Raw genomic sequence first — 18,674 nt, 5'->3', positions numbered from 1 at the left:
CCCCCCCCCCCCCCCCCCCCCCCCCCCCCCCCCCCCCCCCCCCCCCCCCCCCCCCCCCCCCCCCCCCCCCCCCCCCCCCCCCCCCCCCGCTTCCGTATGTGCGCGTCAGTCCCCGGGCGAGGCCTCGGCGCTCTTCACGCCCGGCGTGCCCGTCGGGCCCTGTGCGGACTTCTTCAGGAAGCCCATGTCCTCGTACACCGGCGTACGGAAACCGAACGCGCCGGCGTTGGCCAGGTTCTTGCGGGCGGCGGTGAGCTGGGGGCGCTGGTAGAGGGGGATGGAGCCGGCCGCCGCCCAGATGCGGGAGTCGGCCTTGCGGATCAGGGCGCCGCGCTCGGAGTCGTCGAGCGTGGTGACGGCCTGGTCGAAGAGCTGGTCGACCTGGTCGGTGCCGACGCGGGTGTAGTTCTGCTCCACGTTCAGGGAGCCGTCGGCGGCCGGGACGGGCTTCGCGTAGACGGGGCGGGCGTCGGTGGCGGGGTAGGCGGTCGCGGGCCAGGAGTACAGGGCGAGGTCGTACTCGCCGGAGGCGATGTGGTCCTTGAAGTAGCTGACGTCGTCGACCTTGGAGATCTCCGTGCCGATCCCGATCCGCTCCAGCATCTTCGAGATCCGGTCGGCCACGGTGTGCAGCGTGTCCGAGCCGGGGCCCGAGGGCAGGACGAAGCGGAGGGTGAGCGCCTTGCCGTCCTTGGCGACGGGCGCGGTCCCGGAACGGGCCGGGGCGGCGGTGCCCCGGGGGGCGTAGGCGCCGGGGGCGCCGCCCTGCCGGGTGCCGGTGCCGGAGTCCTGCGGGGCCTTGTTGTCGTCGCCGCCGTCCCCGTTCCCCTCGGTCTGCTCGTCGTCCTCGCCGACGATGTACGTGCCGTCGTCGCCGCCCTCGGAGTCGGTGCCGTCCTCGGAGTCGTCGTCCTTCTCGCTCTCCGAGCCGGCCGCCTGCTCCTCCTCGTCCTTCTCCGTCTTCTTCTCGACCGGCCCGCCCGGCACCCAGCCGGCGTCCGCGAGCAGTGCCCGGGCCTCCTTGGCGTCCTGCTCGCCCAGGGCGCCGCTGCTGTCGGCGTAGGCGGCCTGGCCGGACAGCGCGAGGTGGCTGCCGACGGGCTCGGCGGGCAGGCCGAGCGGCTTCAGGACCGCCCGGGCGATCTCGTCGCGGTCCAGTGCGCGGGCCACGGCACGGCGGACCCGCTCGTCGGTGAGGGGGCCGTCGGCGCCGTTGAGGGCGAGCTGGGTGTAGGCGGGCTCCAGTGACTTGCGCACCTCGAAGCCGGCGAGGGCCTTCTGCTGGCGGGCGTATTTCGCCATCTTCCTGCGCAGCTTCTTGCGGGCGGAGATCTCCTCGTCGGCGGCCTCCTCGTCGGAGCCGTTGGCGACCGCCCAGGAGCGCAGGTCGTCCGCGGCGGACCGGTCGGCGCCGGGCCCCATGAGAGGGCTGCTCTCACTCCGCGGCAGCGCGGCGGCGGTGACCCGGCGGGCGGCGGCGGGATCGATCTCGGCCAGATCGACGGTGCCGGCACTGAGCGCGGAGATCCGCTTGTCGCGGGGCACGGACCGCAGCACGATCTTCGAGAGCTTCGCCGGTTCGCCCCACCAGCGCGCGTCGCGGGCGAGGGTGACCTCGTCCTCCTCGGTGTCGACCTTCTGCACCGTGAAGGGCCCGGCGGTGACCTTCAGCTTCCTGCGGGCCCCGTCGTTGAAGGCGTCCGGGGTGCCCGTGACCTCCTTGGGGTACAGCGGGGTGAACAGCGATCTCCAGTCGGCGTAGGAACGGCTGAAGGTGACCTTGACCTCCAGGTTCCCCTTGCCGCGCTCGATCTTCTCGATGCGGTCGTAGCCGGCGTTGCGGGCGGTCCAGTAGGCGGTGTCCTTGCCGGACAGGGCGCGCCACTGGGCGGCGAAGTCGGCGGCGCCGATCTCCCGGCCGTCGCTCCAGACGGCCTGCTGGTTGAGCTTGTAGAGGACGACCTGTTTCGGCTCGGTGTCGACGACCTCGGCGGACTCCAGATAGTCGGGGTTGCGCACCGGCCGCCCCCGGCTGTCCGTCCGGAACATCGACGGGAGGACGGCCTGGGCGATCCGGGTGGTGGTGGCGTCGGCGTCCGACTGGAAGGTGTTCAGGGTGTCCGGGACGGTGTCCACGGCCCAGCGCAGGGTGCCCCCGTCGGCGATCCGGGCCCGGTCGGCGCGTGCGATGTCCGGTCCGGCGAGGGGCTTCCCGGCGGGGTCGTCGTCGGAGCCGCAGCCGGCCAGCGCGGGCACCGCGAGGACGCCCGCGGTGAGGAGGGCGACCGAGCGCAGAGCCGCGCGCGGGCCGACGCCGTCGTGGGACATCTCTGGTTACCTCCGGAAAGCCGGGAGCGTTACGATCACTTTTGGTGGTATTTGGAGCTCATCCGATGTATGCGGCCCACTGAAGAGGAAAGGGTTCGGCAACTCAGGGCGACACGGCGACCACGGGCGGCAAGGCCACCCGTGCGGCGCAACGCACCGCACAGTGCACCCGTACGCCTCGGCCAATCGATGCACATCCCTTCACAGCGCAAGGTGTGACGCGCAACACTCGCAGGCGCATGAACGTTGCCGCCTTGGGCCTGAAGGACCCGTGGAAGTGAGGGCAAGTCATGTCCGTGCACGACGAACTGACATCAGTCCAGCGCTGTCTCGACGACCTGATCCGGTCGGTGGGGCGCCTGGAGAAGCAGATGGGCAGCGGCGGCCTGGAGATGCGCCGCGTCCGCGCCGACACCAATCACCTGCGCGAGAGCGTCGCCCTGCTGCGGGAGACGGCCGGCACCACCACGGCCCCGCAGAAGCGGCCCGATCTCGTGACCATCTCCGACACGCCGTACGACCCCTCGCTGTGGGTGGACACGGACGACGAGGGTCTCGGCGCCCGCGACCGTCACGCTCCCTGACCCCCGCCGATCGCGGCGCCCCCTGACCCCTACCGGAGTGGACAAGTGGCCACTGGCACGGAACCCCCTGCCACCGAACCCCATCCCCGAAGCGGCGGTGTGAGAACCGGTACGCGCGCCGCGATCGCCGCCCCGCACCTGCGGACCGACCGCTGGTGGCTGGCCCCGGCCGCCACCGCGGCCGGACTGCTCGCCTTCATCGTCTACTCGACCTGGCGGGCCTTCGCGAACGCCGACTACTACGCGGCGCCGTACGTCTCGCCGTTCTACTCGCCGTGCCTCGCGGAGAACTGCGAACCGATGAAGGGGGGGCCCAACTGGGAGCTGTTCGGGAGCTGGTGGGGCATCTCACCGGCGATCATCATCCTGATCTTCCCGCTCGGCTTCCGGCTGACCTGCTACTACTACCGCAAGGCCTACTACCGGGGCTTCTGGGCGTCCCCGCCGGCCTGCGCGGTGGCCGAACCGCACGCCAAGTACACCGGGGAGACCCGCTTCCCGCTGATCCTCCAGAACATCCACCGGTACTTCTTCTACGCGGCCATCCTGGTCGCCGGCATCCTGACCTACGACACCGTGCTGGCCTTCCGCGACGAGCACTACGCCTGGGGTCACATGGGCCTCGGCACGCTGGTCTTCCTGGTCAACATCGCGCTGATCTGGGCGTACACCATTTCCTGCCACTCCTGCCGGCACATCGTCGGCGGGAAGCTGAAGCACTTCTCCAGACATCCGGTGCGCTACCGGATGTGGCAGTGGGTGGGCCGGCTGAACGCCCGGCACATGCAGCTCGCCTGGGCGTCGCTGCTGAGCGTGGCGCTCGCCGACTTCTACGTCTACCTCGTCGCGTCCGGTGTCTTCGACGATCCGCGCTTCTTCTAGCTGGGGGCCTTACCTATGTCCGTGGTCGACCGACAGGAGTGGGACGTCGTCGTGGTCGGCGCCGGCGGCGCGGGTCTGCGCGCCGCCATCGAGGCGCGCGAGCGGGGCGCCCGTACGGCGGTGATCTGCAAGTCGCTGTTCGGCAAGGCGCACACCGTGATGGCCGAGGGCGGCATCGCGGCTGCGATGGGCAACGCCAACCCCGGGGACAACTGGCAGGTCCACTTCCGCGACACCATGCGCGGCGGGAAGTTCCTCAACCAGTGGCGGATGGCCGAGCTGCACGCCCAGGAGGCGCCCCAGCGGGTGTGGGAGCTGGAGACCTGGGGCGCGCTGTTCGACCGTACGAAGGACGGCCGGATCTCGCAGCGCAACTTCGGCGGCCACGAGTACCCGCGCCTCGCCCATGTCGGCGACCGCACAGGTCTCGAGCTGATCCGCACCCTCCAGCAGAAGATCGTCGCGCTCCAGCAGGAGGACTTCAAGGAGACCGGGGACTACGAGTCCCGGCTGAAGGTCTTCCAGGAGTGCACGGTCACCCGCGTGCTGAAGGACGGCGAGCAGGTGAGCGGGGTCTTCGGCTACGAGCGGGAGTCCGGGCGCTTCTTCGTGCTGGAGGCGCCCGCCGTGGTGATCGCGACCGGCGGCATCGGCAAGTCGTTCAAGGTGACGTCGAACTCGTGGGAGTACACCGGCGACGGTCACGCGCTGGCGCTGCTGGCCGGGGCGCCGCTGCTGAACATGGAGTTCGTGCAGTTCCACCCGACCGGGATGGTCTGGCCGCCGTCGGTGAAGGGCATCCTCGTCACCGAGTCGGTGCGCGGGGACGGCGGGGTGCTGCGCAACTCCGAGGGCAAGCGGTTCATGTTCGACTACATCCCGGACGTCTTCAAGGAGAAGTACGCGGAGTCCGAGGAGGAGGGCGACCGCTGGTACGACGACCCGGACCACAACCGCCGCCCGCCCGAGCTGCTCCCCCGCGACGAGGTGGCCCGCGCGATCAACGCCGAGGTGAAGGCGGGCCGGGGCTCCCCGCACGGCGGGGTCTTCCTGGACGTGTCCACGCGGATGCCGGCCGAGGTGATCAAACGTCGGCTGCCGTCGATGTACCACCAGTTCAAGGAGCTGGCGGACGTCGACATCACCGCCGAGGCGATGGAGGTCGGGCCGACCTGTCACTACGTGATGGGCGGCATCGCCGTCGACTCCGACTCGGCGGCGGCCCGGGGGGTGCCGGGGCTGTTCGCGGCCGGTGAGGTGGCCGGCGGGATGCACGGCTCCAACCGGCTCGGCGGCAACTCGCTCTCCGACCTGCTGGTGTTCGGGCGCCGGGCCGGCTGGCACGCGGCCGAGTACGCGAGCGGGGCGGGGGCCGCGCGGCCCCGGGTGGACGACGCGCAGGTCGACACGGCCGCCGCGGAGGCCCTGCGCCCGTTCTCCGCGGAGGGCGAGGAACCCGCGGAAGGGCCGCCGGAGAACCCGTACACGCTGCACCAGGAGCTCCAGCAGACGATGAACGACCTGGTCGGCATCATCCGGCGCGACCACGAGATGAAGCAGGCTCTGGAGAAGCTCGCCGAACTGCGGGTGCGGGCCCGCCGGGCCGGGGTCGAGGGGCACCGGCAGTTCAACCCGGGCTGGCACCTCGCCCTCGACCTCAGGAACATGCTGCTGGTCAGCGAGTGCGTCGCCCGGGCGGCGCTGGAGCGCACCGAGTCGCGCGGCGGCCACACCCGTGAGGACCACGCGGCGATGGAACGCACCTGGCGCAACGTCAATCTGCTGTGCTCGCTCACCGACCCGTCGGGCGGACTCGCGGGCACCGACACGGTGCGCGGCCAGATCGCCCTCACCCGGGAGACCACCGAACCCATCCGCCCCGACCTGCTCGCCCTCTTCGAGAAGGAGGAGCTGGTCAAGTACCTCGCCGAAGAGGAGCTCTACGAGTGAGCAGCTACGAGGCCCGCTTCAAGGTGTGGCGGGGGGACGTCGAGGGTGGCGGCCTGGAGGACTTCGCGGTCGAGGTGAACGACGGCGAGGTGGTCCTCGACATCATCCACCGGCTCCAGGCCACCCAGGCACCCGATCTCGCCGTGCGCTGGAACTGCAAGGCAGGCAAGTGCGGTTCCTGCTCGGCGGAGATCAACGGGCGTCCCCGGCTGATGTGCATGACCCGTATGTCGGTGTTCCGGCGGGACGAGACGATCACCGTGACCCCGCTGCGGGCCTTCCCGGTGATCCGGGACCTGGTGACGGACGTCGGCTTCAACTACACCAAGGCCCGTGAGGTTCCGTCCTTCGTGCCGCCGGAGGGGGTCGGTCCGGGCGAGTACCGGATGATGCAGGAGGACGTGGACCGGTCGCAGGAGTTCCGCAAGTGCATCGAGTGCTTCCTGTGCCAGGACACCTGCCATGTGGTCCGCGACCACGAGGAGAACAAGCCTGCGTTCGCCGGGCCGCGCTTCCTGATGCGGGTCGCGGAGCTCGACATGCACCCGCTGGACGCGGCCGAGGAGTCCGGCCTGGACCGCAAGCGCACGGCCCAGGACGACCACGGCCTCGGCTACTGCAACATCACCAAGTGCTGCACGGAGGTCTGCCCCGAGGGCATCAAGATCACCGACAACGCGCTGATCCCGTTGAAGGAACGGGCCGTGGACCGGAAGTACGACCCGTTGGTGTGGCTGGGTTCGAAGATCAGGAGGCGTTAGGACGCAGCCAGCCCTCCCGGTACTCCTTCCAATTCGTCTCCGTCGCCGCGAAGTCGATGTAGGGCGCGACACCGAAGAGTTCCCGGTCGGCGTCCGTCCGGGAGAGACCGAGGCGGACGCCTCGGACGGCGGCGGCGACGGTCTCGGCGTGGCCCCAGTGGCTGAAGTTGCTCTCGTAGTAGAAGGGCAGCCCCATCAGCAGGTGCGTGGTGGGCGGGGTGACCTCCAGGGCGAGGGAGGTCTGCTGGGCCACGTAGCCGCCGTAGGTGCTCTCCAGGGGCCGGGCGGTGTCGTACGACATCACGGCGATCTGGTCGACGCGCCGGGCGACCTGGCCGAAGAACTCCTGCGACCACCACTTGGGGTGGTCGGCGAAGAAGCCTGCCACGGTGTGCAGGGCCGGGAGCGGGTCGATCTGGTGGGCGGCCACGGACAGTCGCGCGTCCCGGGCACGGGTGACGTCGCGCAGGTCGTCCAGGAGGGAGAGGTAGTCGCGGTCGCCGGAGTGCAGTGGCTCCAGGTCGAGGTGGACGCCGTCGTAGCCCGCGTCCAGGACCTGACCGGCGCTGCGGACGACGGCGGCCCGGGTGGCTGCCCGTTCGAGGCGCATGCCGTCGGGGCCCTCGGTGGCGAGGACGTCGCCGAGGAACGCCTGAACACGGACGCCGGGCAGCTCCCGGTGCACGGCGTCGATCAGCCAGCGGGCCCTCGGGTAGGCCGACTTCGGCAGGGTCCCGTCGTGCTCCAGCGGACCGGAGTGGACGTAGAGGTCGCGGATCCCGGTGTCCTCGAGGCGACGGGCGAGGGCGGTGACGTCGGCGTCCTTCTTCCGCCCGTCGACCCAGGCGTGCCCCAGCCACATGGCGTCCCGGTCGCGGGTGTACGTGCCGTCCGCCGGATCACCCATGTAGTTGATCCGCAGGGCGGTCTCGACGGCGAGGAGCGGGACGAGGAACAGGAGGGTGAGCGCGAGGGCGGTGCGTCCGACCCAGCGGACCCAGGGTCTGCGGCGCTTGCCGGCCTGCCCGCCGGGGGCAGTGGCAGGGGCGCCGTCGGCCGGTTCCGAGGGGGCGGCCCCACCGTCCGCGTCGGCGGTCTCCGGTGCGGTGGCGGGCGTCGGTTCCGGGGACGGGGCGTCCGCCGTGGTCTCCGGGTCCTGCGGCTCTGCGCGGTCCACGCCGGCCCCCTTCGCCTGTCGGCCCCCGGGAGGCGGCCGCGTTGTCGATGTTGAGCAGGAGGACGATGGGAACAGGTGTTCCGGTTGCGATCATCCGGGGACGGGCGCCTGCCGTATGTGCCGGTGGCCGTCGAGGGGGAAGGCCGGCGGGGCGGCCCGAAGCAGGCCGGACAGCGCGAAGCCGCTCTTCTCGGCGACCCGGCAGGAGGCCGTGTTGTCGACCTGGTGCAGCAGGTCCAGGCGGGTCAGGCCCTCGTGGGCGAAGGTGGTGAAGGCCCAGTCGGCCAGGGCGGTCAGGGCTCGCGGGGCCACTCCCCGGCCCCGCGCGTGGGCCGCCGTCCAGTAGCCGACCTCGGCCGAGGCGCGGTCCACGGCCGAGCGTTTGAGGACGACATGGCCCACCGGCCGGGAGTCGGACGCCTCCGTCTCCCGCACGGCGAACGCGAGGCGTGCGCCTGTTTCCCAGCCGCGCCGCTGCTCGGCCACCCAGCGCGCGGCGCTCGGCTCGTCGTGCACGGGCGCGCTCGCCCAGCGGCGCATCGCCTCGTCCCGGTACAGCTCGGCCAGGACGGCCGCGTCCTCCGGAGCCCAGGGCCGCAGGCCGAGGGTGCCGGCCGTCAGGTGCGCCGGGGCGGTCGGGGTGGTGTGCATGACGTGAGCCTACGGCCACCCCGACGGACTGCCCGACGGGCTGTCAGAACAGGCTCAGCAGGGCCTCCGCCGGGTCGGTGAGGGCGGTGTCGGTGCCGGGCAGGGGGAGTTCGAACCAGACCGTCTTGCCCCTCGGGGTACGGCGTGAGCCCCATGCCGCGCTGAGCAGGCCGACCAGCTGGAGGCCGCGGCCGCCCTCGTCGGTGTCGCGGGCGCGCCGGCGGCGCGGCTGGACCAGGCCCGAGTCCCAGACCTCGCAGACCAGGGTGCGGTCGAGGAGGAGACGGAGTCTGATCTCGCCCTCGCCGTAGCGCAGGGCGTTGGTGACCAGCTCGCTGACCAGGAGCTCCGTGGTGTCGACCAGGGGCTCCAGGTCCCAGCCGAGCAGCTGGGCGCGGGCGTACTCGCGGGCGCGGCCCACGCTGCGGGGCTCGCGGGGCAGGGTCCAGTCGCCGACGGACTCGGCGGGCAGTCCCTGGACGCGGGCCATCAGCAGGGCGATGTCGTCCTCGCCGTGGTGGGTGTCGAGGGTGTTCAGGACGTGGTCGCAGACGTCCTCCAGGGGGGCGGAGGGGTCCCTCAGGGCGGTCACGAAGGCCTGGAGGCCCTCGTCGAGGGGGTGGTCGCGGCTTTCGACCAGTCCGTCCGTGTAGAGCGCGAGCAGGGCGCCCTCGGGCAGTTCGACCTCCACCTCCTCGAAGGGTTCGCCGCCGACGCCGAGCGGCATGCCGGGCGGGACGTCCAGCATCAGCGCCGGCTCGCCGGGTTCGACCAGGACGGGCGGCAGATGGCCCGCGTTGGCGAAGGTGCAGCGCCTGGTCACCGAGTCGTAGACGGCGTAGACGCAGGTCGCCAGGTAGACCTCGGAGAGGTCGGCCTCGCGGGGGCGGCGGGCGGCCCGGGTCGCCTGCTGGACACCCCCGGGGGCGCCGAGACCCCGGGCGATCTCGTCCAACTGGGAGAGCACCTCGGCGGGTTCCAGGTCCAGCTGGGCCAGGGTCCGTACGGCGGTGCGCAGTTCGCCCATGGCGACGGCCGCGCGCAGTCCGCGCCCCATGACGTCGCCAACGACCAGCGCGGTGCGGTGGCCGGGCAGTTCGATGACGTCGAACCAGTCGCCGCCGACCTCGCTGGGCCGGCCGGTGGCCACGTTGCCGGGCAGGTAGCGGCAGGCGATGTCGAGACCGGAGGCCTCCGGGTCGCCGGGCGGCAGCAGGGACCGCTGGAGTATCAACGCGCGTTCGTGCTCGCGCCGGTACAGGCGGGCGTTGTCGATGCAGACGGCGGCCCGCGCGGCCAGCTCCACGGCGAGTTCGCGGTCGCGGTCGCCGAACGGCTCGCTGCCCTTGGTGCGGGCGAACTGCACGAGGCCCACCACCGTGTCGTGGGCGACCATCGGCACGGCGAGCGTGGACTGCACCAGTCCGCCGTCCTCGCCCGGCACCTTCTGCGGCCGGGCGGTGCGCAGGGCGTCGGCGCAGGGCGAGTTGAACGGGTAGTGGTGGAGGGCGCCGAGCTTCACCGGCTCCCCGGTGCCGCTGAACGGCCCGTCCGACACGGCGCTGGCGAACGCGACCCTGCGCACCTCGGCGCTGCCGTCGGCGAGGCCCGGCGGGGTCTCGTCGCCGGCCAGCAGCCCCTGGTACAGGTCGACGGTGGCCAGGTCGCAGAAGCCCGGGACGACGACGTCCAGGAGCTCCCGGGCGGTGGTCTCCAGGTCGAGGGAGTTGCCGATCCGGGCGCCCGCCTCGTTGAGGAGGGCGAGATTGCGCCGTGCGGCGGCCGCCTCGCGGGCGGCCGCGCGGCGGGCGGTGATGTCGGTTCCGAGCCAGGCGATGCCGATGGGACGGCCGCTGCCGCTGTGCACGCGGTAGAGGTTGACGGACCAGTGGCGGCGCTCGTCGGAGCCGGGCACGAAGCCCGTGACGTGCATGTCCGTGATGGAGTCGCCGGTCTCCAGCACCCGGCGCAGGGTCGCGGCGACCCGCTCGGCCTCGCCGCGCGGGAGATAGTCGTGCACGCCCCTGCCGCGGTGGTCGTCGGGCGTGCCGCCGAAAATGGACGCGAACCGCTGGTTGGCGCGGCGTACCCGCAGGTCGGGGTCGATCAGCAGGAAGCCGAACGGGGATTGGCCGAATATGGCCTGCGAGGCGGCGAGGTCGGTCTCGATCCTGCGCAGGGTGCGGACGTCGACGACGATGCAGACGGCGGCCTTCTCGCCCTCCTCGGTGCGGGTCGGCATGACGTAGACCTCGGCGAGGCCGTCCCGGTCGCGCTCGTCCGCCACGAAGCCGGCGGGCAGCCGGAAGGGCACCACTCCGGTCCACTCCCGGCCGTCGAGGATCTCGGCCATCTTGCGCTGGCCCCGCTCCCGCCGGACCGGGTCGAGGAACGCCTCGATGGGGTCCATGCCCAGGGCGCGGTCGGCGGGGATGCCGAAGATCTGCTCGGCGCGCAGGCTCCACTGGTCGACCAGCCCGTCGGGGCCGATGGAGAAGGACGCGACCTTGATGTAGTCGTAGATGGAGCCGGGCGGACTGCTCTGCCACATCGCGTCACCGGACGAGGCATCGCCGGATGCGAGGCCGTCCGCGGCCCCTCGCCTCGCGCCGCCCGACGAGTCCTCGGACTCCGTGGCCTTCGCTGGTATCTCGCTCACGCGAACCGTCCCCTCCAGCTCACCGCGTCCGGCACCGGTCACCGGGGGCGGCTGCCCGCAGTATCCAGCACTACGGCGCCGCACAACACGGTGTTCACGATCACAGCACGGTCCCGATGCTTTTCGGTCCGCGCCGTGAGAACACTTCCAGTCTTCTAACCAGCGGACACGTCGTCGAACCCCCCTCTTCGACAACCTCCACGGCAGCGAACCGGTCACTCGACGGAAGCGGGGGGCGCGTACACCGTGAACGGGCGTGCGAGGGCTCATCTCGGCACCACGAGTTCGAACCACACGGTCTTCCCGGAGGCGCCGGGCCGGGTGCCCCAGCGGCGGGAGGCGGAGGCCAGGAGCTGAAGCCCGCGCCCGCCCTCGTCCTCGGGCCGGGCGGCGCGTTCGTGCGGGGGGTCGGGGAGCGGGTCGGACACCTCCACGAGCAGGACGTCTCCCAGGTCGGCGGGGCGTCTGACGCGTACGCCGATGGGGCCGGTGGCGTGCCGCAGGGCGTTGGTGACCAGTTCACTGACCAGCAGGGCCGCGAGGTCGCCGAGGCTGTCGAGGTCCCAGAGGGTCAGTTGGTCGCGGACGGCGGTACGGGCGGCGCGCACGGCTCCCGGGTCCGCGGAGAAGGTCCACGCGGCGCGGTCGCCGTCGGTGTCGATCACATGGATCACTTCCCGGCCGAGGGAAACCACCTCATGTCCGGTTTCATGGGGTTAATGGGCACATACCCGATATCCCGGACGGCGTACCGCGCTCGACGGCGCATCGTGGCACAAGCGGCGCGGGAAGGCGCCCACGCATCGTCACCTCCGCCCCCACACGCCGGAGTCACGCTTCACACGCCCTCCTGAAGACCGAGGTGGGTGAGGGTGTCGCGGACGGCGGGGACGTCCTGGTCGAGCCAGTCGACGTCCCAGACGCGGTCGGGGGTGAGCCAGCGCAGCTCGTCGTGGTCCTCGAGCGGGCGGGGTGCGGGGGAGCCGGGGCGCAGGCGCGCGGTCCACACCCGCAGGACGTACGGGGTCCGCAGCGGCCACTCCCCCGGGACGCGCTCTCCTGCCTCGGCGTCGACGCCGAGTTCCTCGCGCAGCTCCCGCACGACGGCCGCGTCCGGGGCCTCTCCCGGTTCGACCTTGCCGCCGGGCAGCTCCCAGCGCCCTGCCAGGTCGGCGGGTGCGCTCCGACGGGCGGCGAGCAGCCGTCCCTCGTGCCACAGGGCCGCACCGACCACCACGATCCGCTCGCTCATGCGCCGGAGCCTACGTGAGGCGGGAGGCCGGACAGGGGGCCGCCGGCCGGTCCGGGTCAGTCGGCGGACGTGCCGTTCTGGCTGATCCGCTCGACCCAGTAGAGCTGTTTGTGTCCGCGCCCGTCGAGGCTGTCCGCGATCCGCTCGGCCTCGGCGCGGGTCGCGTATCTGCCCACGCGGTAGCGGTTGCCGTTGTCGTCCTGACGCACGACGAGCCAGGGAAGAGTCACCGTGCCGTCGTTCATCGCTCCCCTCCACTTCCCGTCCGCGGCCGGCGCCGCGCCCCGCCCGATAAGGAAACCCCAGTCCGCATATGCCCGAGCCTACGCCTTACCTTCACTGAGCGAATACGCCTTTTCACAAAGAGGCACGCAACCAGCCAGAACGCAGGGGGCGCACGGGGGCGGATGCGCCGTGCGGGAACGCCGACTCGTCCGGTCAGCGGCATGGCGCCCGATACGTCACGCTCCGGGGGCGACCTGCGAAAACGGCCAGATTGGCACCACGCCGGGACGGCCGGGGCACGCGCGGCAGGCCGGAGTGGGCACGGATCGGGGGCGTGTGAGGGCGCGCGGCGGCTCCACCGAGGGGAGCGCGAGGAAGCGCCGGGACGGGAGACCCCGCCCCGGCACGGCCGGGTTCGCTACTTCACCGGGAGGTGGTAGGCGGCCCGGTAGCGGTCGGCGGGGATGACCACGTCGGCGGTCTCCACCGGGCGGCCCGAGGCGAAGTAGGTGCGCTGGATGACCAGGACGACATGCCCGGGGACGCCGCCCAGCAGGACCAGTTCCTCGGCGAGGCCGGGGCGGGCGCCGACCTCCTCGGTGACGTTGTCCACGATCACGTCGATGGCGCGCATGCGCTCGACGACGCCCATGCCGCCGAGCGGCCCCTCCTCGGGCAGCATCACCGGGGTCCGGCCGGTGAGGGCGAGCGGCTCCCAGGAGGTGGAGAGCATCATCGGCTCACCGGCCTCCCGGAACAGGTACTTGGTGCGCATCACGCGGTCGCCGGGCTCGATCCCGAGCCGCTCGGCGACGGCGGCGCAGGCCTCGGCCTGCTCGCTGCTGGACTCCCAGGTGCCCCGGACGCCCGCGTCGGCCTGCTCCTGGCGGAAGGGCGTGGCCCCGCGCTCCGGACGGAACCCGGAGCGGGCGACCCGCCGGGGCACCGGCCGCTCCCGCACATACGTCCCCGAGCCGGAGCGGCCCTCGACGAGCCCCTCCGCCATGAGCACCTTGCGCGCCTCCAGCGCGACCGTGTCCGAGACGCCGTACTCCTCGCGGATCCTCGCCTGGGAGGGGAGCCGTGTGTGCGGCGGCAGCCGGCCGTCGACGATCTTCTTGCGGAGATCACCCGCGACACGCAGGTACGCCGGCTGCTCACCGAATGTCACGGGCCGCTCCCATCAGGTTGTACAGACAGCAACAGCGTGGCAACCGTAGGTTCTGCCAGGCAAGTAAAGGCCAGAGAATCACTCGATGTGATGACATCTGCCGGCCGAGGGCTTTGCGCAGGCACTTTCTCCCCGCTATGGCGGCCGTCACACCTTCATGTCGCCGTCTTCGGTGTCGCGCTCCGCCTCCTCGTCGCTCGTGGGCGGGGTGGACGCCAGTCCGAGGGCGTCGCGTGCGGTGACCGAGATGTGAGGATCCGTCACGTCCCAGCCGGCGTCGGCGTGCTCGATGTAGGTGTCCGCGCTGTCGGCCTCGGCGGCCTTCGCCCACTCCGCCCGCGCCTTCTCCAGCTCGGCGGCGAGGTCCCCCACCGGGCCTTCCGCACCGGCCGGCCACTCGTGATCGCGCAGCAGCCGGGTCTCCTCGGCGAGGGCGTCCGCGACCTTCGCCGCCCAGCTCCTGTGACCCGGCAGGTCGTCCTCCGGGTACTCCGACTCGGGGGCCTGCTCCAGCGCCGCGTCGAGGACGCCCTCGGCCTTCAGATAGGCCAGCTGGTGGGCGTCGAGCGTCGTCCCGTCCCGGCGCAGCGACCCGGTGAGGGTGGCCCGCCCGTCCCGGTTGCCGAAGACGCAGGTGATCTCCCGGTCGCCGTAGCGCCAGCTCGCCCGGGACGGGATGAGGTAGTAGACGTCCACGTGGCCGGGCAGCGCCCAGGTGTCCATGGCGTAGGCGTCCTGGAGGTCGTAGCAGCGCTCGTCGGCGGTGTCGGTGAGGCGTGCGTCGCCCGGGTAGCGGCCGTCGGGGAGGGTGACGACGGCGAAGACCTCACCGTCGTGCTCCCCCGCGCAGGGCACCCGGTCGGCGTCGGCGGTCCAGCCCTCCAGTCCGCCGGGCGAGTTGAAGCAGTCGCCCTTGTCCAGGGCGAGCACCGTGCTGCCGCGCGCCCCGTCCTTGACGCCCTCCCAGACGTCGGCCGCGACACCGGTGGCCAGCGCCACCACCCACAGCGCGAGCCCGGCCGACGACAGCACGGTTCCGGCGATCGCCATCCCCCGCCCCCGCTCCCCGCGCCGCTTGATCTGCCGCAGCGCCACCAGCCCCAGGACGAGACCGACGGCGGGCAGGAAGCAGAGCAGACCGCACACCAGGGCGGCGACGGCGACACCGTTCACGGCGGCCGGGGGCCGGGGACCGTAGGGGCCGTAGAGCCCGTACGGCGCGAGGCCCGGTCGGCCCCCGTGGGGCAACTGCGGTGGCGGGTAGGGGCCGTGGGCCCCCGGAGCGGGGTACTGGACCGGAGGGCCCTGGGGTCCCTGCGGGTCCGGAGCGTGCGGGGGCCCGTAGGGCGGAGGTATGGACACGAGCCGCATCGTAGGCGCGGGACGGCGGCCTTCGTCCCCGGGGGACCTCCCCGGGGACGAGGGCGCTCGCGTCCTTCAGGGCGTCCCGGGGGCTAGAACTGAAGCGCCCAGCCGTTCAGCCGCCCGGTGTCGTACCGCGCGTTGTCGCTGACCCGCAGCTTCCACGTGCCGTTCGCCGCCTCCGAGGAGGCGTCGACCGTGTACGTGGTGCTGATGTTGTCCGCGCTGCCGCCGGTGCCGTACGACTTCAGCGTGTACGCCGTGCCGTCGGGGGCGATCAGCTGGACCTGGAGGTCACCGATGTAGGTGTGGGTGATGTCGACCTCGACGGCCAGGTTCGAGGGCGCGTTGCCGGAGACACCGGAGACGGTCACCGGGGACTCGACGGTGGAGTTGTCGGCGACGGTGTAGTCGGCGGTGTTCTCGAAGCGGTCGCCGGTGGGCGGCGGGGTGGTGCCCCCGTCACCGACGTACAGCAGGCGGTTGGGCGATCCGGTGCCCGGGCTGCCGACGACGCCGGTGGTGGCGGCGGAGGTCAGCGCGGAGGAGACCTGGGCGGGCGTGGCCGAGGGGTTGTCGGCCAGGTGGAGGGCGGCCGCGCCGGCGACGTGCGGGCTCGCCATGGACGTACCCGAGATGGTGTTGGTGGCCGTGTCGCTGGTGCGCCAGGCGGAGGTGATGGAGGAGCCGGGCGCGAACAGGTCCAGAACGGAGCCGTAGTTGGAGTAGCTGGCGCGTGCGTCGCCGGACGTGGTGGCGCCCACGGTGATCGCCTCCGTCACCCTGGCCGGGGACTTGGTGGAGGCGTTGGTGGACTCGTTGCCGGCCGCGACGACGAAGGTGACGCCGGTGGCGATGGCGTTGCGGACGGCCGTGTCGATCGCGCTGTCGGCGCTGCCGCCGAGGGACATGTTGGCGACGGCCGGCTTGACCGCGTTCCGCGCCACCCAGTCGATGCCCGCGACGACCTGGGCGGTGGTGCCGGAGCCGGAGTTGTTCAGCACGCGGACGCCGACGACCTTCGCCTTCTTCGCCACGCCGTAGGAGCTGCCCGCGACCGTGCCGGCGACGTGGGTGCCGTGGCCGTGGCCGTCCTGGGCGGTGTTGTCGTTGTCGACGGCGTCGTAGCCGTTGGAGGCACGGCCGCCGAAGTCGCTGTGGCTGATGCGGACGCCGGTGTCGATGACGTACGCGGTCACGCCCTCCCCGGCGGAGTCCGGGTAGGTGTACGAGTTGTTCAGCGGGAGGTTCCGCTGGTCGATCCGGTCCAGGCCCCAGGAGGGCGGGCTGGGCTGGGTGCCGGTGACGTGGAAGGTGCGGTTCTGCACCACGGAGGCGACGGCCGGGTCGGCGGCGAGGCGTTTCGCCTCGGTCTCGGAGGCGTCGACCTCGTAGCCGTTCAGGGCCTTGGTGTAGGTCCGCTCGATCTCGGCGCCGTACTTCTTCGCCAGGGCGCGACCCTCGGCGGAGCCGGACCGGGCCTCGTCCGCCTTCAGGGTCACGATGTAGCTTCCGGCGACGGCGTCCGCGGCGCCCGCGTACTGGACGCGGCCTTCGGGAGCGGCCGGGGCCGCGCCGGCGGGGAGAGCGGAGACGAGGCTCGCGACGAGGGCCGCGGTGGTCGCGGCGCCGAGAGTGGCCAGTCTTCGCCGGGGGTGACGCATCACTGCCATCTGAGGGTTCCTCCTCGGTCGGTGGTGCGTGTGCTGTGGGGGTCTGGTGCTTGGCGACGCACGTGTGGCGCTGTGGCGCGTGGAGCGTGCAGAACGAGCCACTGACAGGATCATGTCAAATGTCAGCGGCCGAGTACGTGCGCCAGCCGAAAGATTGAGGGTTCCACAGGAATTCCACAAGAGGGCCTGCATGAACGTCATGGCCGCGTCATGCGGCCGAAACAGTCGCCGCCGCGCCTCCGTCGCCGGTGGGGCGCCGCCCGGTCATGCGGTCCGGGGCGGTGCCGGTCGTCGGGGTGCCGGGGGCAGGGGCGCGCGGGTGGGCGAGGTCTGGAAGGACTGGATCATGAGGGCGGCGAAGCGCCGGGAGGCGGCCTGCCGGGTGGCCGCCGACATGGCGTGGACGCCCCGGTGGGCGGTGAGCACCAGGACCAGGTCGTCCGGGACGAAGTCGGGGCGCAGCTCGCCGGTCCGCTGGGCGCGACGGGCCAGTTCGGCGACCGCGCCGAGCATCCGCGCACGGTCCGCGGCGAAGTCCATCGCGTCGGGGTAGGCCGCCATGAAGGCCTCGGTGAACCCCAGGCTGTGGATGTGCAGGTCACAGGTCTTCTCGAGCACGCCGCGGAAGCCCCGCCACGCGTCCGGATCGGCGAGCCCCTCCTCGACGATGGCGTGGCACGCCCGCACCTCTTCGGCGTACGCCTCGGCGACCAGCGTCCGCTTGGTCGGGAAGCGGCGGTAGAGGGTGGCGGGGCCCACCCCGGCGCGCCGGGCGATCTCGCGCATCGGAACGTCCAGGCCCTCGGTGGCGAACAGGGCGCGGGCCGCTTCGAGGACGCGCTCACGGTTGTCCAGGGCGTCGGAGCGCAGCGGGTGAGGCAAAGACTCGGTCACCTCTCTCACTTTAGCCAAGTGGACGGGGCCGTCCGTTAGCGTCCGAAGACGTCGGGCCGGGCTTCGTCCCCGCCCGCCCTCAACTCCCCTCGCTTCCGTTTTCCCACGACCAGGAGCCGATCTTGAAAGCAGTCGCGATCCGGACGTTCGGTGGCCCGGAAGGGCTGACCGTGACCGACCTGCCGGACCCGGTGCCCGCCGACGGGCAGGTGCTGATCACCACCGAGGCGATCGGCGTCGGCGGGGTCGACGCCGTGGTCCGCCGGGGGACCGTCGCCGCCCACGGCCTGACGGAGGGCCATGTCCCCGGCAGTGAGGTGGCGGGGACCGTCACGGCGGTCGGCCGCGGCGTCGACACATCGTGGATCGGCCGCCGCGTATGGACGTTCACCGGCCTCGGCGGCGGCTATGTGGAACACGTGGCCGCCCGCGTCGAGGAGGTCCTCCCCCTCCCCGCGCACCTGTCGGTGGCGGACGCGGTGACCCTCGGGACCTCCGGAGCGGTGGCTCACTTCGCCCTCGCCCACGCCCGCTTCGCCCCCGGCGAGTCGGTCCTGGTGCGCGGCGCGGCCGGCGGCATCGGCGTCATGACGGTCCAGCTCGCGGCTCGTGGCGGTGCCTCCGCGGTGGCGGTCACGACCTCCTCGGCCGAGCGCGGTGAGCGCCTGCGCGAACTGGGCGCGACACACGTACTGGACCGCTCCGGCGGGGCGGGCGAGGACGCGCCCGAGGCGTACGACGTCGTCATCGACATCGTCGCCGGTGCGGACATGCCGTCGTTCTTCGACCGGCTCGCCCCGAACGGCCGCCTGGTGGCCGTCGGCATCGTCGGAGGACCGCCGCCGGACGACTTCGGCACGCGCATGATGGCGGCGTTCCGGAAGTCGCTGACGTTCGCCACGTTCAGCGCCGACACCGTGGACGAGGAGGACCGACGGGCGGTGACGGCCGAGCAGTTCGCCGCCGTGGGCCGCGGCGAACTGCGCGCGGTGGTGCACGAGGTGCTGCCCCTGGAGCAAGCCGTCCTGGCCCACCGGAAGATGGACGCCGGCGAGGTATTCGGCAGGATCGTCCTGACCCCGTAGGCCCCGGGGGCGTCCCCGGC

The 18,674-nt window shown here is 72.4% G+C and carries 16 protein-coding genes; 5 read left to right on the top strand and 11 right to left on the bottom strand.

Going from position 1 to position 18,674, the window contains the following annotated elements:
• Positions 1-105: 105 nt before the first annotated feature.
• Positions 106-2,328, bottom strand: coding sequence for an ABC transporter family substrate-binding protein (locus tag ACZ470_RS07210; RefSeq protein WP_468425156.1), 2,223 nt, complete (start codon positions 2,326-2,328; stop codon positions 106-108).
• Between the two features lie 290 nt (positions 2,329-2,618).
• Between ACZ470_RS07210 and ACZ470_RS07205 the strand changes: the two genes are divergently transcribed.
• Genes ACZ470_RS07205 through ACZ470_RS07190 form a run of 4 tightly spaced genes read left to right on the top strand, consistent with a single transcriptional unit; the run spans position 2,619 to position 6,505 of the window.
• Complete coding sequence (locus tag ACZ470_RS07205; RefSeq protein ID WP_468425154.1) at positions 2,619-2,912, top strand: hypothetical protein; 294 nt, start codon at positions 2,619-2,621, stop codon at positions 2,910-2,912.
• Positions 2,913-2,957: 45 nt separating this feature from the next.
• Positions 2,958-3,794: a hypothetical protein gene (locus ACZ470_RS07200; RefSeq protein WP_468425152.1), complete on the top strand. Its 837-nt coding sequence runs from the start codon at positions 2,958-2,960 to the stop codon at positions 3,792-3,794.
• A 15-nt stretch (positions 3,795-3,809) separates the two neighbouring features.
• Positions 3,810-5,744, top strand: a complete 1,935-nt coding sequence (locus ACZ470_RS07195) for a fumarate reductase/succinate dehydrogenase flavoprotein subunit (protein ID WP_468425151.1) — start codon at positions 3,810-3,812, stop codon at positions 5,742-5,744.
• The gene (locus ACZ470_RS07190; protein ID WP_468425150.1) at positions 5,741-6,505 is read left to right on the top strand and encodes a succinate dehydrogenase/fumarate reductase iron-sulfur subunit; all 765 of its coding nucleotides are present in this window, start codon (positions 5,741-5,743) and stop codon (positions 6,503-6,505) included. Before ACZ470_RS07195 ends, ACZ470_RS07190 begins: the two co-directional genes overlap by 4 nt.
• Here the strand turns inward: ACZ470_RS07190 and ACZ470_RS07185 are convergent.
• The 10 genes from ACZ470_RS07185 to ACZ470_RS07140 all read right to left on the bottom strand — a co-directional run bounded on the left by ACZ470_RS07185 (position 6,492) and on the right by ACZ470_RS07140 (position 17,569).
• A complete protein-coding gene (locus ACZ470_RS07185; protein WP_468425149.1) occupies positions 6,492-7,682 on the bottom strand; it encodes a glycoside hydrolase family 18 protein in 1,191 nt (396 codons plus the stop codon). The two genes, ACZ470_RS07190 and ACZ470_RS07185, sit on opposite strands and share 14 nt — an antisense overlap.
• Before the next feature lie 90 nt (positions 7,683-7,772).
• Positions 7,773-8,333: a GNAT family N-acetyltransferase gene (locus tag ACZ470_RS07180; protein ID WP_468425148.1), complete on the bottom strand. Its 561-nt coding sequence runs from the start codon at positions 8,331-8,333 to the stop codon at positions 7,773-7,775.
• A 43-nt stretch (positions 8,334-8,376) separates the two neighbouring features.
• Positions 8,377-10,992 carry a SpoIIE family protein phosphatase gene (locus ACZ470_RS07175; RefSeq protein WP_468425146.1) on the bottom strand — a complete coding sequence of 872 codons (2,616 nt, stop codon included), beginning with the start codon at positions 10,990-10,992 and terminating at the stop codon, positions 8,377-8,379.
• 266 nt (positions 10,993-11,258) lie between these two features.
• Positions 11,259-11,687, bottom strand: a complete 429-nt coding sequence (locus ACZ470_RS07170) for an ATP-binding protein (protein ID WP_468425144.1) — start codon at positions 11,685-11,687, stop codon at positions 11,259-11,261.
• Between the two features lie 143 nt (positions 11,688-11,830).
• Positions 11,831-12,244, bottom strand: coding sequence for a (deoxy)nucleoside triphosphate pyrophosphohydrolase (locus ACZ470_RS07165; RefSeq protein WP_468425142.1), 414 nt, complete (start codon positions 12,242-12,244; stop codon positions 11,831-11,833).
• A gap of 56 nt (positions 12,245-12,300) precedes the next feature.
• Positions 12,301-12,489: an SPOR domain-containing protein gene (locus ACZ470_RS07160; protein WP_073932281.1), complete on the bottom strand. Its 189-nt coding sequence runs from the start codon at positions 12,487-12,489 to the stop codon at positions 12,301-12,303.
• A 398-nt stretch (positions 12,490-12,887) separates the two neighbouring features.
• Positions 12,888-13,640 carry a GntR family transcriptional regulator gene (locus ACZ470_RS07155; RefSeq protein WP_468425140.1) on the bottom strand — a complete coding sequence of 251 codons (753 nt, stop codon included), beginning with the start codon at positions 13,638-13,640 and terminating at the stop codon, positions 12,888-12,890.
• 147 nt (positions 13,641-13,787) lie between these two features.
• Positions 13,788-15,002 (bottom strand): DUF4190 domain-containing protein, encoded by a 1,215-nt coding sequence (locus tag ACZ470_RS07150; RefSeq protein ID WP_468425138.1) that lies wholly within the window; start codon positions 15,000-15,002, stop codon positions 13,788-13,790.
• Positions 15,003-15,094: 92 nt separating this feature from the next.
• On the bottom strand, positions 15,095-16,675 hold the full coding sequence (locus ACZ470_RS07145; RefSeq protein ID WP_468425136.1) for a S8 family peptidase: 1,581 nt from the start codon (positions 16,673-16,675) through the stop codon (positions 15,095-15,097).
• A gap of 264 nt (positions 16,676-16,939) precedes the next feature.
• Entirely contained in the window at positions 16,940-17,569 is a 630-nt protein-coding gene (locus ACZ470_RS07140; protein WP_468425134.1) for a TetR/AcrR family transcriptional regulator, read from the bottom strand.
• A gap of 122 nt (positions 17,570-17,691) precedes the next feature.
• Between ACZ470_RS07140 and ACZ470_RS07135 the strand changes: the two genes are divergently transcribed.
• Entirely contained in the window at positions 17,692-18,654 is a 963-nt protein-coding gene (locus tag ACZ470_RS07135; protein WP_468425132.1) for a zinc-dependent alcohol dehydrogenase family protein, read from the top strand.
• Positions 18,655-18,674 lie beyond the last annotated feature (20 nt).

This window comes from Streptomyces sp. NPDC031111 (genome assembly GCF_055570675.1).
Note: the sequence above shows the minus strand (reverse complement) of the source record. Positions and strands in the feature narration are given on the sequence as shown.